We start from the raw sequence: 14,644 nt of genomic DNA, 5'->3' as shown, positions 1-14,644 counted from the left end.
GCCTGCGAAATGTCTTATCGAATCAGTATTCTGGATAAAATTCCGCTTGCCGCCGGGGAAACCGCCGCGCAGGCGCTGGCGCGTACATTAACGCTGGCGCAACACGCCGAAGCCTGGGGCTACCACCGCTTCTGGGTCGCTGAACACCACAATACCGATCAGCTGGCGAGCCCCTCGCCGGAGCTGGTTATCGCCTGGCTGCTGGGCCACACCCGGCGGATCCGTCTTGGGTCCGGCGGCGTCATGCTCCAGCACTATAGCCCCTATAAGGTCGCGGAAAACTTTAACCTGCTGGCCGCCCTCGCGCCGGGCCGCATCGATCTCGGGGTCGGCAAGGCGCCTGGCGGCCTGCCGCTCTCCACCCGCGCCCTGCAGCAGGGCCTGCATCAAGAGGAGAAAGGGACCTTTGCCGATCAGCTGGCGCAGCTGGATAACTGGCTGTCGCTGACTGAGCCCGGGGGAGAGGAGAGCCTACGCGCCACGCCGATCCCGCCGCGCCGGGTAGATGGTTTTCTGCTCGGCGCCAGCCTGGAGAGTGCTGAACTGGCCGCCCGCCTTGACTGGAACTTTGTCTTTGCCGCCCATCTCAATGGCGACAGCGCGCTGCGCCGTGCCGTGTTCAACCGCTGGCGCGAGCTCAGCCCGCGTGAGGCGATGGCCGCCGTCCAGGTGGTGGTTGCTGACGATCCGGCCACCGCCGCCGCGCTGGCGCAGCAGGTCGAGGTGTGGGGCGTCGAGCTGGAGAACGGCCAGCGGGTGACCGTCGGCAGTGAGGCGCAGGCCGTCGCTTTTGCCCGCCAGGCCGGCAGCCGACCGACGCGCATTGCCCGCCGTGAATCTTCGCTGATCTCCGGTACTCCCGAACAGGTTAAAGCCCGGCTTGACGCGCTGCAGGCGGAAGAACAGTTGGATGAACTCATCATTGATACCCCCATTAGCGACGGGCCAGCGCGCCTGCACTCCCTGCGCCTGCTGGCGCAGGCTCACTACGGCAAGGAGGTGCTGAATGTCCTTTGAACAACAACTGATTAGCTGGCGGCGCGAGCTGCACCAGAACCCGGAGCTCTCACTGCAGGAGGTGGCCACCACCGCGCGGATCCGCGACTGGCTGCAGAGTGGCGGGCTGACCCTGCTGCCCTACGATCTGAAAACCGGGCTGGTCGCCGAAGTCGGCAGCGGCGACAAGGTGATTGCCCTGCGGGCGGACATCGACGCGTTGCCCATCGAGGAGGCGACCGGTCTGCCTTACCGCTCGCAGAATCAAGGGGTAATGCATGCCTGCGGCCACGATATTCACACCAGCGTGATGCTGGGGGCGGCGCTGCTGCTGAAGGAGCGGGAAGCGGAACTCCCGGGGCGGGTGCGGATCCTGTTTCAGCCGGCGGAGGAAAATTTTGGCGGGGCGAAAACCCTGATCCGCGCCGGGGCGCTGGAGGAGGTGTCGGCGATCTTCGGCATGCACAATGAGCCCGGCCTGCCGGTGGGCGAATTTGCCACCCGCGGCGGCGCGTTCTACGCCAACGTCGACCGCTTCGTCTTCAAAGTGACCGGGAAGGGGGCGCATGCTGCCCGCCCACATGAAGGAAGGGATGCGATCCTGCTGGCCAGCCAGCTGGTGACGGTGCTGCAGAGCGTGGCCAGCCGGGAGGTGAACACCCTTGACTCGGTGGTGCTCAGCGTGACGCGGATCCAGGGAGGCAATACCTGGAACGTGCTGCCGGAGAGCGTCGAGCTGGAGGGGACGCTGCGCACCCACAGCAGTGAAGTGCAGCAGCGGGTCAAGGCCCGGGTCAGCGAGATTGCCGCCGGTTTCGCCAGCGCCTTTGGCGCGCAGATTGACGTCTTCTGGTACGCCGGCCCGACGGCGCTGGTCAACGACGCCCGCTGGGCCGACTTCGCCAGCGAGGTGGCAGCCCAGGCCGGGTACCGCACCCACCATGCCGATCTGCATCTCGGCGGCGAAGATTTTGCGGTCTATCTTCAGCATATTCCCGGGGCGTTCGTCAGCATCGGCAGCGCCAGCGAATATGGTTTGCACCATCCGGCATTTAATCCGGATGAACGGCTGATTGCGCCCGCGGCGCACTATTTCGCCCGTCTCGCGGAAGAAGCGTTACAACACATTTAACGAATGACAGGGGAAGGGGTAGCTATGTCTGATAATCGACAATTGCGTCTGGGAACCATATTGCATGGCGCATCGGGAAATATGTCCGCCTGGCGTCATCCGGCGGCCCAGGCGGACGCCAGTATTAATTTTGATTTCGTCACCCAGACGGCGCTAAAAGCAGAAGCGGGGAAGCTGGATTTTATTTTTGTCGCCGACGGTTTATATATTAACGAAAAATCGATTCCCCATTTTTTAAATCGCTTCGAACCCTTAACGGTACTTTCCGCGCTGGCCGCGATCACCCGGCGACTGGGGCTGGTGGGGACCTTATCGACTTCGTACAGCGAGCCGTTTACCACCGCCCGCCAGTTCGCCAGCCTTGACCATTTAAGCCAGGGACGGGCGGGGTGGAACGTGGTCACTTCCCCGCTGGAGGGGTCGGCGAAAAACTTCTCCCGGGCCCAACATCCGGATCATGCGCTGCGCTATCGCATTGCCGATGAATACCTGCAGGTGGTGAAAGGCTTATGGGATTCATGGGAAGAAGATGCCTTTGTGCGCAATAAGGAGACTGGCCAGTTCTTTGATAAAAATAAACTGCATACGCTCGATCACCACGGCGATTTCTTTAAAGTCGCCGGGCCGCTGAATATTGCCCGCACGCCGCAGGGCCGACCGATTATTTTCCAGGCCGGCGCGTCGGACGACGGCAAGAAATTAGCCGCGCGCCACGCCGATGCCATTTTTACTCATCAGGACTCGCTGGCCGAGGCGCAGGCATTTTATCGGGATGTCAAAAGCCAACTCGCCGCATATCATCGCAGTCCGGACCAACTGCATATTTTCCAGGGCGTCAGCGTCATCGTCGGGGATGACGCCGAGGATGCGGAGCGGCAGTACCAGACCACCGCGGCGTTGGTCTCCATCGAGGATGCGCTGAATTATCTCGGGCGCTATTTCGAACACCACGATTTCTCGCAGTACCCGCTCGACGAACCTTTCCCGGATATTGGCGACCTCGGACAAAACAGCTTCCGCAGCACCACCGACGAGATTAAACGTCACGCCCGCGAGCGGGGCTTAACCCTGCGCCAGGTGGCTCTGGAGGCAGCCAGCCCGCGTCCGCGCTTTACCGGCACCGCCAGCGATGTCGCTGATGGCCTGCAACTGTGGTTCGAGCAGCACGCGGCGGACGGCTTCATTATTCAGGGCGGCACGCCGGAAACCTTCCCGCGCTTTGTGGACGAGGTGGTTCCGCTGTTACAGGCGCGCGGACTGTTCCGTCGCGACTATCCGGGCACCACCCTGCGGGAAAGTCTGGGTCTGGCGCTACCCGCTAATCAATTCCAAAAATAATAAAAGCGAATCACGCTATGCAGAAAACAACACTCTTGCTGGCCGTCGCGTTGGCATTTAGCGCCTCATCGTGGGGTCAGGACGTCAAGATCAATGGCACCGGAGTGAGCCTGGAGGCCAACAAAACGCCGATTCACACAGCGAAAAATCCGCAGGCCATTGCCCTGTTGCCGCAAGATCTGCATCTGGCGGTGCCGGGGAAATTCACCGTCGCGGTGGCGGCCCTGAACTCTCCGCCGCTGACGGTCTTTGCCGATGACAACAAAACCCTGCTCGGCAGCGAGGCGGATATCGCCCGGCTGGTGGCGGAGAGCCTCGGGCTGGAAGTAAACGTGGTTCCCACTTCATGGGAAGACTGGCCGCTGGGGGTCACCTCCGGCAAATATGATGCCGCGATCAGCAATATTACCGTCACCAAAGAGCGGAAAGAGAAGTTCGATTTCGCCACCTACCGCAAAGACTCGCTGGGCTTCTACGTCAAAAGCACCAGCCCGCTGAGCAAGATTGACAAAGCGGAAGATATCGCCGGGCTAAAGATTATTGTCGGCTCCGGCACCAACCAGGAGGCGATCCTGCTGGCGTGGAACGCGGAGAACGTCAAGAAGGGGCTGAAGCCGTTTATCCCGGTCTACACCAAGGATGATGCCGCCCAGACGCTGGCCCTGCAGACCGGACGAGCCGACGCCTTCTTCGGCCCCAACGTGATTGGCGCGTGGAAGGCGGCGCTGACCGGCAAAACCAAACTGGTGGGCAGCGTCGATGGCGGCTGGCCAAAAGCGGCGCACATCGCGGTAACGCTGAAAAAAGACAGCGGGCTGGTGAATGCCGTCCAGGCGGCGCTGAACGGGGCTATCGCCAGCGGGGACTACGCCAAAGTGCTTAACCGCTGGGGCGAAGGGGTGGAAAGCATTCCGCAATCGGAAATCAATCCGCCCGGACTGGGCGACTGACAGGAGGCGCGATGAGCGAAGCATTCCGCGATATTTCTCCGGAGGCTCCGGAGCTGCAGCCGATTATTAGCGGGCTGTTTGCCGAATATGCCGCCCGCTACGGCGACTATTTTTCCCGCGATGCGGAAGTGGAGTTAAGTGAGTGGTATGTGCCGCCGCAGGGGCTGTTTATTGTCCTTGAGCGTGAGGGCGAAATTATCGCCACCGGCGCGTATAAGCCGAAGGATCGCCACACCGCAGAGATCAAACGTATCTGGACGCACCGCCGTCTGCGCCAGCAGGGGCTGGCGGCGAAGGTGGTCCAGGAGCTGGAGCGACGGGCGGTGCTGGCCGGGTACAGCCATATCTACCTGACCACCGGTTTCCGTCAGCCGGAGGCGGTAAAGCTCTATCTCAGCCAGGGGTATGAGGCGCAGTTTGACCTCACGAGAGACCCGGAAGAGTACAGTCAGCCGCCGTACGATGGCCGGCTGCGGTTCACTAAAGCGCTGGCGGTGAGCGCCTACAGCCACAGCGCCTGAGGAGGCATTATGCATTCATCTGAAACGATCAAAGTGGTGCCGGCGCGCTATCCGCTGCGAGTGGTCGGGGCTCTGGTCGCCCTGCTGGTGCTGGCGGTGGTGATCCAGTCGGTGGCCTTTAACCCGCGCTGGGAGTGGGGCGTCTTCGCCCGCTGGTTCTTCGACCCGGTGATCCTCGAGGGGCTGGGTCAAACCCTGCTCCTGACCCTGCTCGGCACGGTGCTAAGCGTGATCTTCGGCGGCCTGCTGGCGCTGGCCCGTTTGTCCTCATCGTGGCTGCTCAGCAGTCTCGCCTGGGGCTATATCTGGCTGTTTCGCTCGCTGCCGCTGATTGTGGTGCTGATCATTCTCTATAACTTTTCCTATCTCTACGACACCCTGTCGCTGGGGATCCCGTTTACCGGCGTCACCTGGGCCAGCTATCAGACCATTAACGTGCTGGGGCAATTCTCCACGGCGGTGGTGGGCCTGACCCTGGTGCAGAGCGCCTATACCGCGGAGATTATTCGCGGCGGCTTTCTCGGCGTTGACCACGGGCAGTATGAAGCCGCCGCCGCGCTGGGGCTACCCGCCTGGCGGCGCACGCTGCGCATTATTCTGCCGCAGGCGCTGCGTACCATCCTGCCATCCGGCTTCAACGAGATCATCAGTCTGGCCAAGGGAACGGCGATGGTGTATGTCCTGGCGATGCCGGAACTGTTCTACACCATCCAGATGATCTACAACCGTACCCAGGAGGTGATCCCGCTGTTGATGGTCGGCGCCGCCTGGTATCTGGCGATCACCAGCGTCCTCTCCGCCATTCAGTATCAGGTGGAACGGGGCCTGGCGCGCAGCGAACGCCGCTCGGCGGTAAACAGCGCCCGCAGCAGCCGAACCACTCAATCCGCACGTCAACCACAGCCGCAGGAGGCCGTTCATGCCCAGCTCTCATAATGGCCATATCTCTATCACCGGGGTCAGCAAATACTATGGCCGCCACAAGGCGCTGGACGATGTGTCGCTGGAGATCCCCCCGGGCACGGTGACGGTGATCCTCGGCCCTTCCGGTTCGGGCAAGTCCACGCTGCTGCGCACCATAAATCACCTCGAACGGGTCGATGAGGGATTTATTCAGATTGATGGCGACTATATCGGTTATCGCCGCAAAGGCGACAAGCTGTATGAGATGAAAGAAAAGGAGATCCTCCGCCAGCGGATCAACGTCGGCTACGTGTTCCAGAACTTTAACCTGTTTCCGCACCTGACGGTGCTGGAGAACCTGATAGAGGCGCCGATCGCCCACCAGCAGGTCACGCGCAAAGAGGCCATTGCCCGTGCCTATGAACTGCTGGACGTCGTCGGACTGCGCAATAAAGCCGACGCCTGGTCGCGGCATCTCTCCGGCGGCCAGCAGCAGCGTATCGCCATTGCCCGGGCGCTGGCGCTGAACCCGCGGGTGATCCTGTTTGATGAGCCCACTTCGGCGCTGGATCCGGAGCTGGTGGGCGAGGTGCTGGATGTGATCAAAAAGCTGGCGCGATCGGGCACCACCCTGGTGGTGGTCACCCATGAGATTGGCTTTGCCCGCGAGGTGGCCGACCAGGTGGTGTTTATGGTCGACGGCAGGATCGTCGAGCAGGGCAGCAGCGACGAGGTGCTCAACCATCCGCAGCATCCGCGTACCCGGCAGTTTTTATCCAGGGTGCTGCCGTCATGAACAGAGCGCTAATGACCCTTGTTCTCAGCGCTTTTGCCATGAGCGCTTACGCGGCGCTGGATCTGCGCGCCAATGAGCAGCCATTGCCGGTCACCCGCGACCCGCAGGCGATAGCGAAAATTCCGCCGGGCTATCGCTTCGTCGAGCCGGGGACGCTAACGGTGGCGATCTCGGCGCTCAATTCGCCGCCGCTGGCCCTGCTGGCCAGCGACAACCGCACGCGGATCGGTAGCGACCCGGATATAGCCCGCCTGCTGGCCGGAAGCCTTGGCCTGAAGCTCAGGCTGGTGCCCACCGCGTGGGAGGACTGGCCGCTGGGCATCGCCTCCGGCCGCTACGATGTGGCGCTGATCAATATCGCGGTAACCGAGAAGCGCAAAGAGAAGTTCGATTTTGCGACTTACCGGGTGGACTCCCTGGCCTTCTCGGTGAAATCCACCAGCGATATCGCCGCGGTAAACGGACCCGCCGACCTTGCCGGGCGCAAAGTGATCGTCGGGTCCGGCACCAATCAGGAGCGGATCCTGCTGGGCTGGAACGAGGACAACCGCGCCGCCGGACGGCCGCAGGCCCAGCCGGTCTACCTGACCGATGATGCCTCCGGCAACCTCTATATCCAGTCCGGGCGGGCGGATATCTTTTTCGGCCCGCAGTCGGTGGCAGCCTATAAAGCGGCGCTTAACGGTCAGACCCGGGTGGTGGGCCTGGGGCCGAAAAAAGCGTGGGTGGCGACAACCACCAAAAAAGGCAACGGTCTGGTCTATGCCCTGCAGGCGGCTCTCGACGGGGCGATTGCCCGCGGTGAATATCAGCAGGTGCTGGCGCGTTGGGGGGAGCAGGGCGAAGCGGTGGCGCAGTCGGTGGTCAACCCGCCGGGGATAACCTACTAACCCCCAGTGGCATGGTGTGCCGAGTGGGGGAGCGGCAAATTTCTGCCTACACTTAGGCTTTACCCTGGAGGCAGACCATGATAACCGTTTATGGCGTGCCGGGATGGGGCTCGACGATTAGCGAACTGATGCTCTCCCTGGCCGATATTCCCTACGAGGTGGTTGACGTGGAGGGCTTTGACCAGCCCGGTCCGGCGCGCGAGCGTCTGCGGCAGATTAATCCGCTGTGCCAGGTGCCCACCCTGAGGCTGGCCGACGGGAGCATCATGACCGAAACCGCCGCCATCGCGCTGATGATCCTCGACCAGCGTCCCGATCTGGCCCCCGCGCCGGGGACGCCACAGCGTCCGCAGTTTCAGCGCCTGCTGGTCTGGCTGGTGGCCAATGTCTATCCTACCTTTACCTATGCCGATTACCCGGAACGCTGGGCGCCCGCCGCCGCGGAGCAGCTGGTGGAGAATTGTCGCCAGTACCGGAAAAATCTCTATCTCTGGTTCGAACAGCAGCTGGCCGCCGGGCCGTGGGCGCTGGGCGCGTCGGTAACGTTGCTGGATTGCTATATCGCGGCGATGTACCGCTGGGGACCCCGCCAGGCGTGGTTTGACGACCACGCGCCTAAGTTCGCCGCCATCGCCCGGGCGGTCTGTCAGCGACCGGAGCTGGCCGCGGCGCTACGCCGTAACAAGCTGATTTAACGCACGCGATGCCAACCAGAACGGCCATTCTGTGGTAGCGTTATGGCTCTCATCACAAGGAGTCTTTGCTATGCCGCATGTTGATATTAAATGTTTTCCCCGTGAACTGACTGATGAACAAAAAACCGCGCTGGCCGCCGACATCACTGAGGTGCTGATCCGCCATCTGAACAGCAAAGAGAGCGCCGTCAGCGTCGCACTCACTCAGGTTGAGCCGGACGCGTGGCAGGCCGTGTGGGACAGTGAGATCGCCCCGCAGATGGCGCAGTTGATTAAGAAGCCGGGTTATAGCATGTAACCCGACACCCGGAGGCGATGCTGCGCATTTGTCCAACGGCAAGCGGCTTTGCGCCGCCTCCGGCAGGTGTTTCTCTGGCGAAGTGCTGATTGATGAATTTTGTCATGGGTGAATTTTTTAAAATGTACCGGGTACATAAACTCCTTGATTAGTGTACCCTGTACATGTATGTTATTTGGTAAGTCGTCAGGACATCAGGGAATGAGATGTTGACTTTTATTGAACTACAAGGTTTCAGTAAGCGACGCCAGGTGCTGTTGCAGGATGATGAATTTCGGGCCTTTCAGGAAATCCTTATAAACGATCCCGAGGCTGGGGACACAATTTCGGGAACCGGTGGTTTTCGTAAAATTCGCTGGAGTCGTCCCGGGATGGGGAAGCGCGGCGGTGTACGAGTGATTTACTATAATGTAACGAAAAAGGGAAGAATTTACCTGGCGCTCATCTATCCTAAAAATGAACAGGATGAGTTAAATCAGGAGCAAAAAAAGATGTTGAGACAAGTGGCTGATTTAATAAACTAGCATATAAACATAAAGTAAGGCTGAGCTATTAATGATGGAAAAGTCGATAGCGCCAGAGAGCCAACTGAGGTGTATATGAAAGACGAATTGTTTGCCGATCTGCTGGCGAGTGCAGAAGAAATGGTCAGGATCGAGAAAGGTGAACAAATGCCGATGGAGCAGCACGTTCATACCTTCAGCGAAATTGACGTGAAAGCGATACGTGAAGCCACAGGTTTAAAACAGCAGGACTTTGCAGCGGCCGTTGGCGTTAGCTACGAGTTGGTTAAAAGCTGGGAAACGAAACGACGTCACCCAACCGGTGCAGCCAGAAAACTGCTTTTATTGCTTCAGGGTAATCCATTGATTATCAACTTGTTGAAGGTTGTTTGAAAGGTTATTCTTCGCAAGGAAAATGGCAGAGTTTGCCCCCTTTCGTAACCGGGGTCTTTAAAAAGGAGTGCATTACGTATGGAAACCAACGATTCTATTTTGAAAGAAATCAAGAAATACAGCGCTCATATTGATAGGTTTAGAGCGCGAGCAAACACTCATGGTATCTGGTTGTTTATTGCTACCCTTGGATGCTGGGGGGTAACTGAGCCCAGTATTCGGATATTAGCATTCGTTATGCTTTTCTTTATTTTTTTTGTTTCTTCTACACGGTAGCTTTCCAGGTGAAAAGCGAACGTTTAAAAAGATTCACGATGATATAAAAATAAAATAGTTGATAATTTAACACCAGAACAACAGCAAGAAAGGTTTCACGATCTTCTCATCGTTGAGAAAAAACGAAAGTCACTTGTTGGAATTATAAAAACAACCTTTATCTTTTTAGCCTGTTATGGTTTTTATTTTATGAGTTTATATTACTTCATACAGCACTGGCATAGTGACAAAGTAACAGCGTGTATTTAAATCAACCCGTCCTGGCATTTGAGCCGGACGGGCCGTTTGATTAAAACCAAATCTCCGTCTGCACGCCGAAGTTCCATGTCCCGCCGGCGGTAAAGCCTTTGCTGCCGAAATCGTCATTTATCGCGTAGCGATCCAGCGCTTTATCCCAGTTCATCCAGGTGGCAAAGAAGCGGATTTCCGGCCGCGCCTTGATATCCAGCACATCACCCACTTTAAAGGTGGGGGCGAAGGTCAGCTTGTAGAAATCACCGCGCACCGCCTGATACTGATAAACGTTGTCATTATAGCGATAGCTGCGCCCGTTCGGATTGAGATCCATATACTGCCACGAGGCCTCATACAGCAGGGCGAAGTGAGCGGAGATCCCCTGTGATACCCGCAGGTTAAACGTCGCCCAGTCGTAGCGGTCGCCGTCGCGATAGCGGTCTTCGCTATGCTGGGCTATCACCGACGGCGCCAGCTGCCAGTTTTTCCCCAACGGCAGGATGCCATACGACGCAAAGCGCAGGGAGGCCGCGTTCTCGGTCAGATCGCCATCGCTCCCCGGCTGACGCGCTTCGGCGCCCAGCCCGACGCCGTATTGCAGGGCGCTTTCAGACACCCCCGGCGCCAGGCCGTAGAACTGTTGTTTGTCGTGCAGGGCCAGCATCGCGTAGTAGCCGTTTTTGGCGGTGTTATCGCTGCGCAGGGCATAGCTCCCGGTGGTCGAGGTATTATCTTTCAGATCATCGTTGCCCTGGGCGGTCATCACCGTGGTCATCAGTTGCCAGTTGCCGTAAAAATGGTTGGCGGTGAACAGCAGATTCTGGATGTCATTATCCGCGTAATTATCGCTGCCAAGGTCGCCGAAGTTACGTGCATACACCGAATAGTCGCCGCGCAGGCCGCTTCCCCAGTCGACATCATTGATCCCACCGCCGGTACCGCCGAGGAACATGATGTCGCTATCGGTAAAGTGGATATCGAAGTTATCCCGATCAAAGCGCTTGCCGGCCCAAATTGAGGCGCGTTTTAACGGACCGGTGAATTCGGCAAAGTTACCCATCTCGACGTACAGCTGACGAATGTTCAGATGGTGGCTCTCGTTATCCTGAACCCACGGATCCGGGTTGGTGGCCCCGTCGGCGAGCATGGTCTTAAAGCGCGCCCATGAACCATCGTTGAAGGTGAGCTTTTTGCCAAAGCTCAGCTCAGCGTAATTATCTTTTTCGTTACCGAGACGACCGACATGGGCATCGCCGTTGAGTGAACTGGCCGGGGAGACGCCCGGCCCGCCGCGGGCGCCTTTACCATGGCTGTTGACTAACATCCCGGAACGGGCGTAGGCGTTAAAGGTAAACCCATCGTCCGGGGCGCGCTTCGCCAGCTGCTCGCTCAGTTGCTGATTAGTGGCCTGCTGTTTTTGTTCGCGAGCCGTGGTCTGCTGGCTGAGCGCCTGCACCTGCTGCTCCGCCGCCGCGGCGCGCTGCTCGGCGGCGGCAGTTTGCTGTTCTGCCCGCTGCGCGCGGCGGCTGGCCTCGCTGGCCTGCTGTTCAGCGAGATTGAGGCGCGCTTCCAGCTGCGCCAGCCGTTGCTCCACGCTCAAGCCGGCGGCGCTGACGCTGATGAGCGGAAAAAGGGCGCAGCAAACCGCTGCGCTAATCACAGAGATACGCATAAAAATCCTTAATTTATCCAGAGGTTAAATCAGCGGGGGCGCCTTACATGGCGGGGGATTCTCCGGCGGTCGGGGCCGGGGCTGGCGAGGCGCCGCGTCCGGCATCAAGGTCGGCACGAATCTGCTCATACTGATCGTCGAGGCGGTAGAAGCGGCCCATCCACAGCATCGAGGCGAGGATCAATAGCGCCGGAATGTATAGATAGCAGGCCTTGATGGCCAACAGGGCGCTGTCGCTCTGCGTGTGGTTGGCGATATAGCCGCTGGAGGAGAGCAGCACGCCGGTGATAGCCCCGGCACCAGCCATCGCCACCTTGCCGAGAAAACCGTTTATCGAGGTCAGGATCCCTGCGGTATTAATCCCGGTTTTCCACACGCCGTAATCCACCGGGTCGGCCTGCATCGAGAAATAGATAGCCGTGCGTTGGCCGGCGCCGAGGGAGAGGATCACGGCCCCGACGATCAGTCCCAGAACGTGGGCGCCAGACACCATCATAATCCCCATCCCGAGCAGATTGACCGCGCTGGCCACCAGATAGACATGACGTTTTTTCATTCGTCGGGCCAGCAGCGGGACGGTGAGGGTGCCGAGCAGGGGAACGAAGGTGGAGATCCCGGCGATAACCGCCGTCAGCTCGGTATTCCCGACGTAATAATGGAAGAAGTACACCAGGGCCCCGGTCTGAAAGTAAAAGGCACCCCACATCAGAAAGATATTGCTGGCGAAGACCCACCACGGACGATTGGCGCGCAGACTAATCCAGGCGCGTTTCAGGGTCATGCGCTCCCCGGTAAGGGTGATCTTTTCTTCGACGTTGCGAAAGCTCACCAGCAGGAAAAAGGCCGCCAGTACGCCAAAAATCACCGCGGTATAGAGGAATCCCTGCTGCTGGTTGCCTTTGCCTAGCATGCCGACCAGCGGCAGCGTAGCCACGGCGACGATGGTGGCGCCAAGGGAGCCCAGCAAAATGCGCACCGCCGACAGCGTGGTGCGTTCTGCGGAATCACTGGTTAAAAACGGCAGCATGGCGCAGAACGGAATATTCACCAGGGTGTAGAGGAGCGACAGACACAGATAGGTGACAAAGGCGTACAGCAGTTTGCCGGTGGTGCCGAAATCCGGCACATAAAAGGCCAGAATACACAGCAGGCCAAAAGGCAGGGCGCCGATCAGCAGCCAGGGGCGGCAGCGCCCCCAGCGGGTGGTGGTATTGTCGATCACCAGCCCCATCAGCACGTCGGCCACGCCGTCTACCAGCCGGGTGACCAGGAACATCAGGCCGACATAATAGGCCGGGAGACCCATGACGTCGGTGTAAAAGAACATCAGATACAGAGAGATCATCTGCCACACAAGGTTGCAGGAGAGATCGGCAATGCCATAGCCAAGGCGCTGCCGCCACAGGGTAAACGTTGTTTCTGCCATAAATCACTCGCTTATCGTTGTTGTTAAAGTCCGTACTGGCGAATAAACCAGGCCGGGGTACAGCTCCACGCATGGCAGTAACTGTTGATAAGCTTACTGCCATACGGGGAAAAGTCAGGATGTTGGGGGTCGAAAATTTCCCAGAAGGTGTCGGCGCCGTAGGCGACCATCGCCCCCCAGTAGGCTTTGATCTCCGCCACCGCCTCCTCGCGCAGGCCGGACTGTAGCAGGGCAACAATGTGATGATGACGCAGGTACGGGGTGTTCATGGCAATGGCGGGCGGCTGCTGCTGCAGGCGGCGCATCAGCCCCTGACGCTGCCCGGCGGTGCCAACTTCCGCCAGCACCAGCCAGATCTGCGACGCCCATGAGACCTGACGCACGGCGCCGCTGATAAACACCTGCCGCTCGTTGTCCCACAGATGGTGGAGGGCGGCCTCCTTCAGCTGCCAGAGCGTGGCAGTGTAGTCGGGTACCCGCTGCGGTTCAAAACGCTGCGCCAGCCAGAGGGCGCGCTGCAGACAGTAGATGAGCACCCCCTGCGCCGACGCCTGTTTATTCAGCTCCGCCTGCCAGTCGATAAATACCCACCAGTCATCGCTGTCGCGCACCAGCCCCTGAGAATCGCAGCGGGTCAGCGCCAGCTCGATTTGCCGCCGCGCCGTGGGCCACAGCTCACCGACGGTTTCCGTGTCGCCGGTGCTTTGCAGGTAGTTATAAAGCACGTCGACAAAAAACAATGAGTAATCAAACAGAAAGGTGTCATCGGCGCGTACCTCTGGCTGAACAAAGACATTGGCGGAAACCATGCCATCTTCCCGGGTATGGGCGGCAAAGAGATACAGGCAGCGGCGGACCAGATCGTGGTGGCCGAAGGTCACGTCATTCACCTGCGCCTGCAGGCGCAGGTCGCCCAGCCACAGCCGACGGTCGCGTTTCGGCCCATCTTCAAACACCTCCTGCATGCAGTTTTTCAGGGTACGAACGGCAACGTCATCAATGGCTTTCAACTGCGGATCGGCGATGACCGCCGGGTGCGGGCTGCCGGCAGAGGTGACGGTTTCCAGAGCGATCTCATCGAACTGCAGACGAAACTTGCGCGACAGCGCTTTGACCTCCACCTTCAGGTAGCGCAGGCAATAGCGACGTGGCAGAGCGACCCGGGCGGGCAGGACGTCAAGCCACAGATCCTGCTGCTGCAACCAGCTGCTGCTCAGCCATCCCTGGTATTCGCTGAACGGCTCACAGACTTCGCTCAGCGTCTCGCCGAAGGTGAAGTGCAGATGGGCCGGGGCATCGGGCGGGCTGCCGACGCTGCGGCAGCTGAACTGCAGGTAGCCAACAAAATGGCTGCCAAAATCAATAATGATGCTGTCGCCGACGTTGAGCGGTTGCTGATAAAACTGCTCCGGCGTGCAGACGGTATTCCCCCGCCAGCCGTTCAGCGCTCCTGGTTCAGCGACGGCCTCGACGATGGCCTGCGGCGTCTGGCGCAGGCGTTGCAGCGCGGGCGTCAGGTCGGCCGCACGCTGTAAAAAGCGCGGATGACGGATCATCGCCACGCTGGAATTGTATTGAATTGCTTGTGACATACTGCGTCCTCTCCGTTAGGTTAGGCGCA

General features: G+C 59.4%; 15 protein-coding genes. 12 read left to right on the top strand and 3 right to left on the bottom strand.

Translation table 11 applies throughout. From position 1 onward, the window contains the following. Positions 1-9 precede the first annotated feature (9 nt). The 12 genes from DR88_RS13565 (at position 10) to nadS (ending at position 9,415) form a co-directional block, all read left to right on the top strand. On the top strand, positions 10-1,017 hold the full coding sequence (locus tag DR88_RS13565; RefSeq protein WP_004148538.1) for an MsnO8 family LLM class oxidoreductase: 1,008 nt from the start codon (positions 10-12) through the stop codon (positions 1,015-1,017). After that, the gene (locus tag DR88_RS13570; RefSeq protein WP_004180131.1) at positions 1,007-2,128 is read left to right on the top strand and encodes a M20 peptidase aminoacylase family protein; all 1,122 of its coding nucleotides are present in this window, start codon (positions 1,007-1,009) and stop codon (positions 2,126-2,128) included. Before DR88_RS13565 ends, DR88_RS13570 begins: the two co-directional genes overlap by 11 nt. A 24-nt stretch (positions 2,129-2,152) precedes the next feature. Continuing rightward, positions 2,153-3,466: an LLM class flavin-dependent oxidoreductase gene (locus DR88_RS31860; RefSeq protein ID WP_025861902.1), complete on the top strand. Its 1,314-nt coding sequence runs from the start codon at positions 2,153-2,155 to the stop codon at positions 3,464-3,466. Between the two features lie 17 nt (positions 3,467-3,483). Continuing rightward, positions 3,484-4,416 carry an ABC transporter substrate-binding protein gene (locus DR88_RS31855; RefSeq protein WP_002906703.1) on the top strand — a complete coding sequence of 311 codons (933 nt, stop codon included), beginning with the start codon at positions 3,484-3,486 and terminating at the stop codon, positions 4,414-4,416. 11 nt (positions 4,417-4,427) lie between these two features. Continuing rightward, positions 4,428-4,937, top strand: a complete 510-nt coding sequence (locus tag DR88_RS13585; protein WP_002906702.1) for a GNAT family N-acetyltransferase — start codon at positions 4,428-4,430, stop codon at positions 4,935-4,937. A gap of 9 nt (positions 4,938-4,946) precedes the next feature. Beyond that, positions 4,947-5,873, top strand: coding sequence for an amino acid ABC transporter permease (locus tag DR88_RS13590; RefSeq protein ID WP_004148534.1), 927 nt, complete (start codon positions 4,947-4,949; stop codon positions 5,871-5,873). Next, positions 5,857-6,636, top strand: a complete 780-nt coding sequence (locus tag DR88_RS13595) for an amino acid ABC transporter ATP-binding protein (protein ID WP_002906697.1) — start codon at positions 5,857-5,859, stop codon at positions 6,634-6,636. Before DR88_RS13590 ends, DR88_RS13595 begins: the two co-directional genes overlap by 17 nt. Positions 6,637-6,674: 38 nt before the next feature. Beyond that, positions 6,675-7,526 carry a transporter substrate-binding domain-containing protein gene (locus tag DR88_RS13600; protein WP_014343117.1) on the top strand — a complete coding sequence of 284 codons (852 nt, stop codon included), beginning with the start codon at positions 6,675-6,677 and terminating at the stop codon, positions 7,524-7,526. A 77-nt stretch (positions 7,527-7,603) separates the two neighbouring features. After that, positions 7,604-8,221, top strand: coding sequence for a glutathione S-transferase family protein (locus DR88_RS13605; protein WP_004175955.1), 618 nt, complete (start codon positions 7,604-7,606; stop codon positions 8,219-8,221). A 70-nt stretch (positions 8,222-8,291) separates the two neighbouring features. Continuing rightward, positions 8,292-8,519, top strand: a complete 228-nt coding sequence (gene pptA / locus DR88_RS13610; RefSeq protein ID WP_002906690.1) for a tautomerase PptA — start codon at positions 8,292-8,294, stop codon at positions 8,517-8,519. Positions 8,520-8,725: 206 nt separating this feature from the next. Then, positions 8,726-9,043, top strand: a complete 318-nt coding sequence (locus tag DR88_RS13615; protein ID WP_021469727.1) for a type II toxin-antitoxin system RelE/ParE family toxin — start codon at positions 8,726-8,728, stop codon at positions 9,041-9,043. Between the two features lie 75 nt (positions 9,044-9,118). Continuing rightward, positions 9,119-9,415, top strand: a complete 297-nt coding sequence (gene nadS, locus DR88_RS13620) for a NadS family protein (RefSeq protein WP_004148529.1) — start codon at positions 9,119-9,121, stop codon at positions 9,413-9,415. A gap of 565 nt (positions 9,416-9,980) precedes the next feature. Here nadS and DR88_RS13630 read toward each other — a convergent pair. The 3 genes from DR88_RS13630 to DR88_RS13640 are packed head-to-tail and all read right to left on the bottom strand — an operon-like array spanning position 9,981 to position 14,615. After that, the gene (locus DR88_RS13630) at positions 9,981-11,597 is read right to left on the bottom strand and encodes a carbohydrate porin (protein WP_004148524.1); all 1,617 of its coding nucleotides are present in this window, start codon (positions 11,595-11,597) and stop codon (positions 9,981-9,983) included. 43 nt (positions 11,598-11,640) lie between these two features. Further along, positions 11,641-13,023 (bottom strand): MFS transporter, encoded by a 1,383-nt coding sequence (locus tag DR88_RS13635; RefSeq protein ID WP_004148523.1) that lies wholly within the window; start codon positions 13,021-13,023, stop codon positions 11,641-11,643. A 23-nt stretch (positions 13,024-13,046) separates the two neighbouring features. Beyond that, complete coding sequence (locus DR88_RS13640) at positions 13,047-14,615, bottom strand: alpha-L-rhamnosidase-related protein (RefSeq protein WP_004148522.1); 1,569 nt, start codon at positions 14,613-14,615, stop codon at positions 13,047-13,049. Positions 14,616-14,644 lie beyond the last annotated feature (29 nt).

It is taken from the genome of Klebsiella pneumoniae, assembly GCF_000742135.1.
Taxonomy (GTDB): Bacteria; Pseudomonadota; Gammaproteobacteria; order Enterobacterales; family Enterobacteriaceae; genus Klebsiella; species Klebsiella pneumoniae.
This window is presented reverse-complemented; position numbering and strand designations above follow the sequence as displayed.

Bases quoted from the DNA above. Each gene is read 5' to 3' on its own strand.
- DR88_RS13565 (WP_004148538.1), top strand. From the start codon at position 10: ATGTCTTATCGAATCAGTATTCTGGATAAAATTCCGCTTGCCGCCGGG.
- DR88_RS13570 (WP_004180131.1), top strand. From the start codon at position 1,007: ATGTCCTTTGAACAACAACTGATTAGCTGGCGGCGCGAGCTGCACCAG.
- DR88_RS31860 (WP_025861902.1), top strand. From the start codon at position 2,153: ATGTCTGATAATCGACAATTGCGTCTGGGAACCATATTGCATGGCGCA.
- DR88_RS31855 (WP_002906703.1), top strand. From the start codon at position 3,484: ATGCAGAAAACAACACTCTTGCTGGCCGTCGCGTTGGCATTTAGCGCC.
- DR88_RS13585 (WP_002906702.1), top strand. From the start codon at position 4,428: ATGAGCGAAGCATTCCGCGATATTTCTCCGGAGGCTCCGGAGCTGCAG.
- DR88_RS13590 (WP_004148534.1), top strand. From the start codon at position 4,947: ATGCATTCATCTGAAACGATCAAAGTGGTGCCGGCGCGCTATCCGCTG.
- DR88_RS13595 (WP_002906697.1), top strand. From the start codon at position 5,857: ATGCCCAGCTCTCATAATGGCCATATCTCTATCACCGGGGTCAGCAAA.
- DR88_RS13600 (WP_014343117.1), top strand. From the start codon at position 6,675: ATGAGCGCTTACGCGGCGCTGGATCTGCGCGCCAATGAGCAGCCATTG.
- DR88_RS13605 (WP_004175955.1), top strand. From the start codon at position 7,604: ATGATAACCGTTTATGGCGTGCCGGGATGGGGCTCGACGATTAGCGAA.
- pptA (WP_002906690.1), top strand. From the start codon at position 8,292: ATGCCGCATGTTGATATTAAATGTTTTCCCCGTGAACTGACTGATGAA.
- DR88_RS13615 (WP_021469727.1), top strand. From the start codon at position 8,726: ATGTTGACTTTTATTGAACTACAAGGTTTCAGTAAGCGACGCCAGGTG.
- nadS (WP_004148529.1), top strand. From the start codon at position 9,119: ATGAAAGACGAATTGTTTGCCGATCTGCTGGCGAGTGCAGAAGAAATG.
- DR88_RS13630 (WP_004148524.1), bottom strand. From the start codon at position 11,597: ATGCGTATCTCTGTGATTAGCGCAGCGGTTTGCTGCGCCCTTTTTCCG.
- DR88_RS13635 (WP_004148523.1), bottom strand. From the start codon at position 13,023: ATGGCAGAAACAACGTTTACCCTGTGGCGGCAGCGCCTTGGCTATGGC.
- DR88_RS13640 (WP_004148522.1), bottom strand. From the start codon at position 14,615: ATGTCACAAGCAATTCAATACAATTCCAGCGTGGCGATGATCCGTCAT.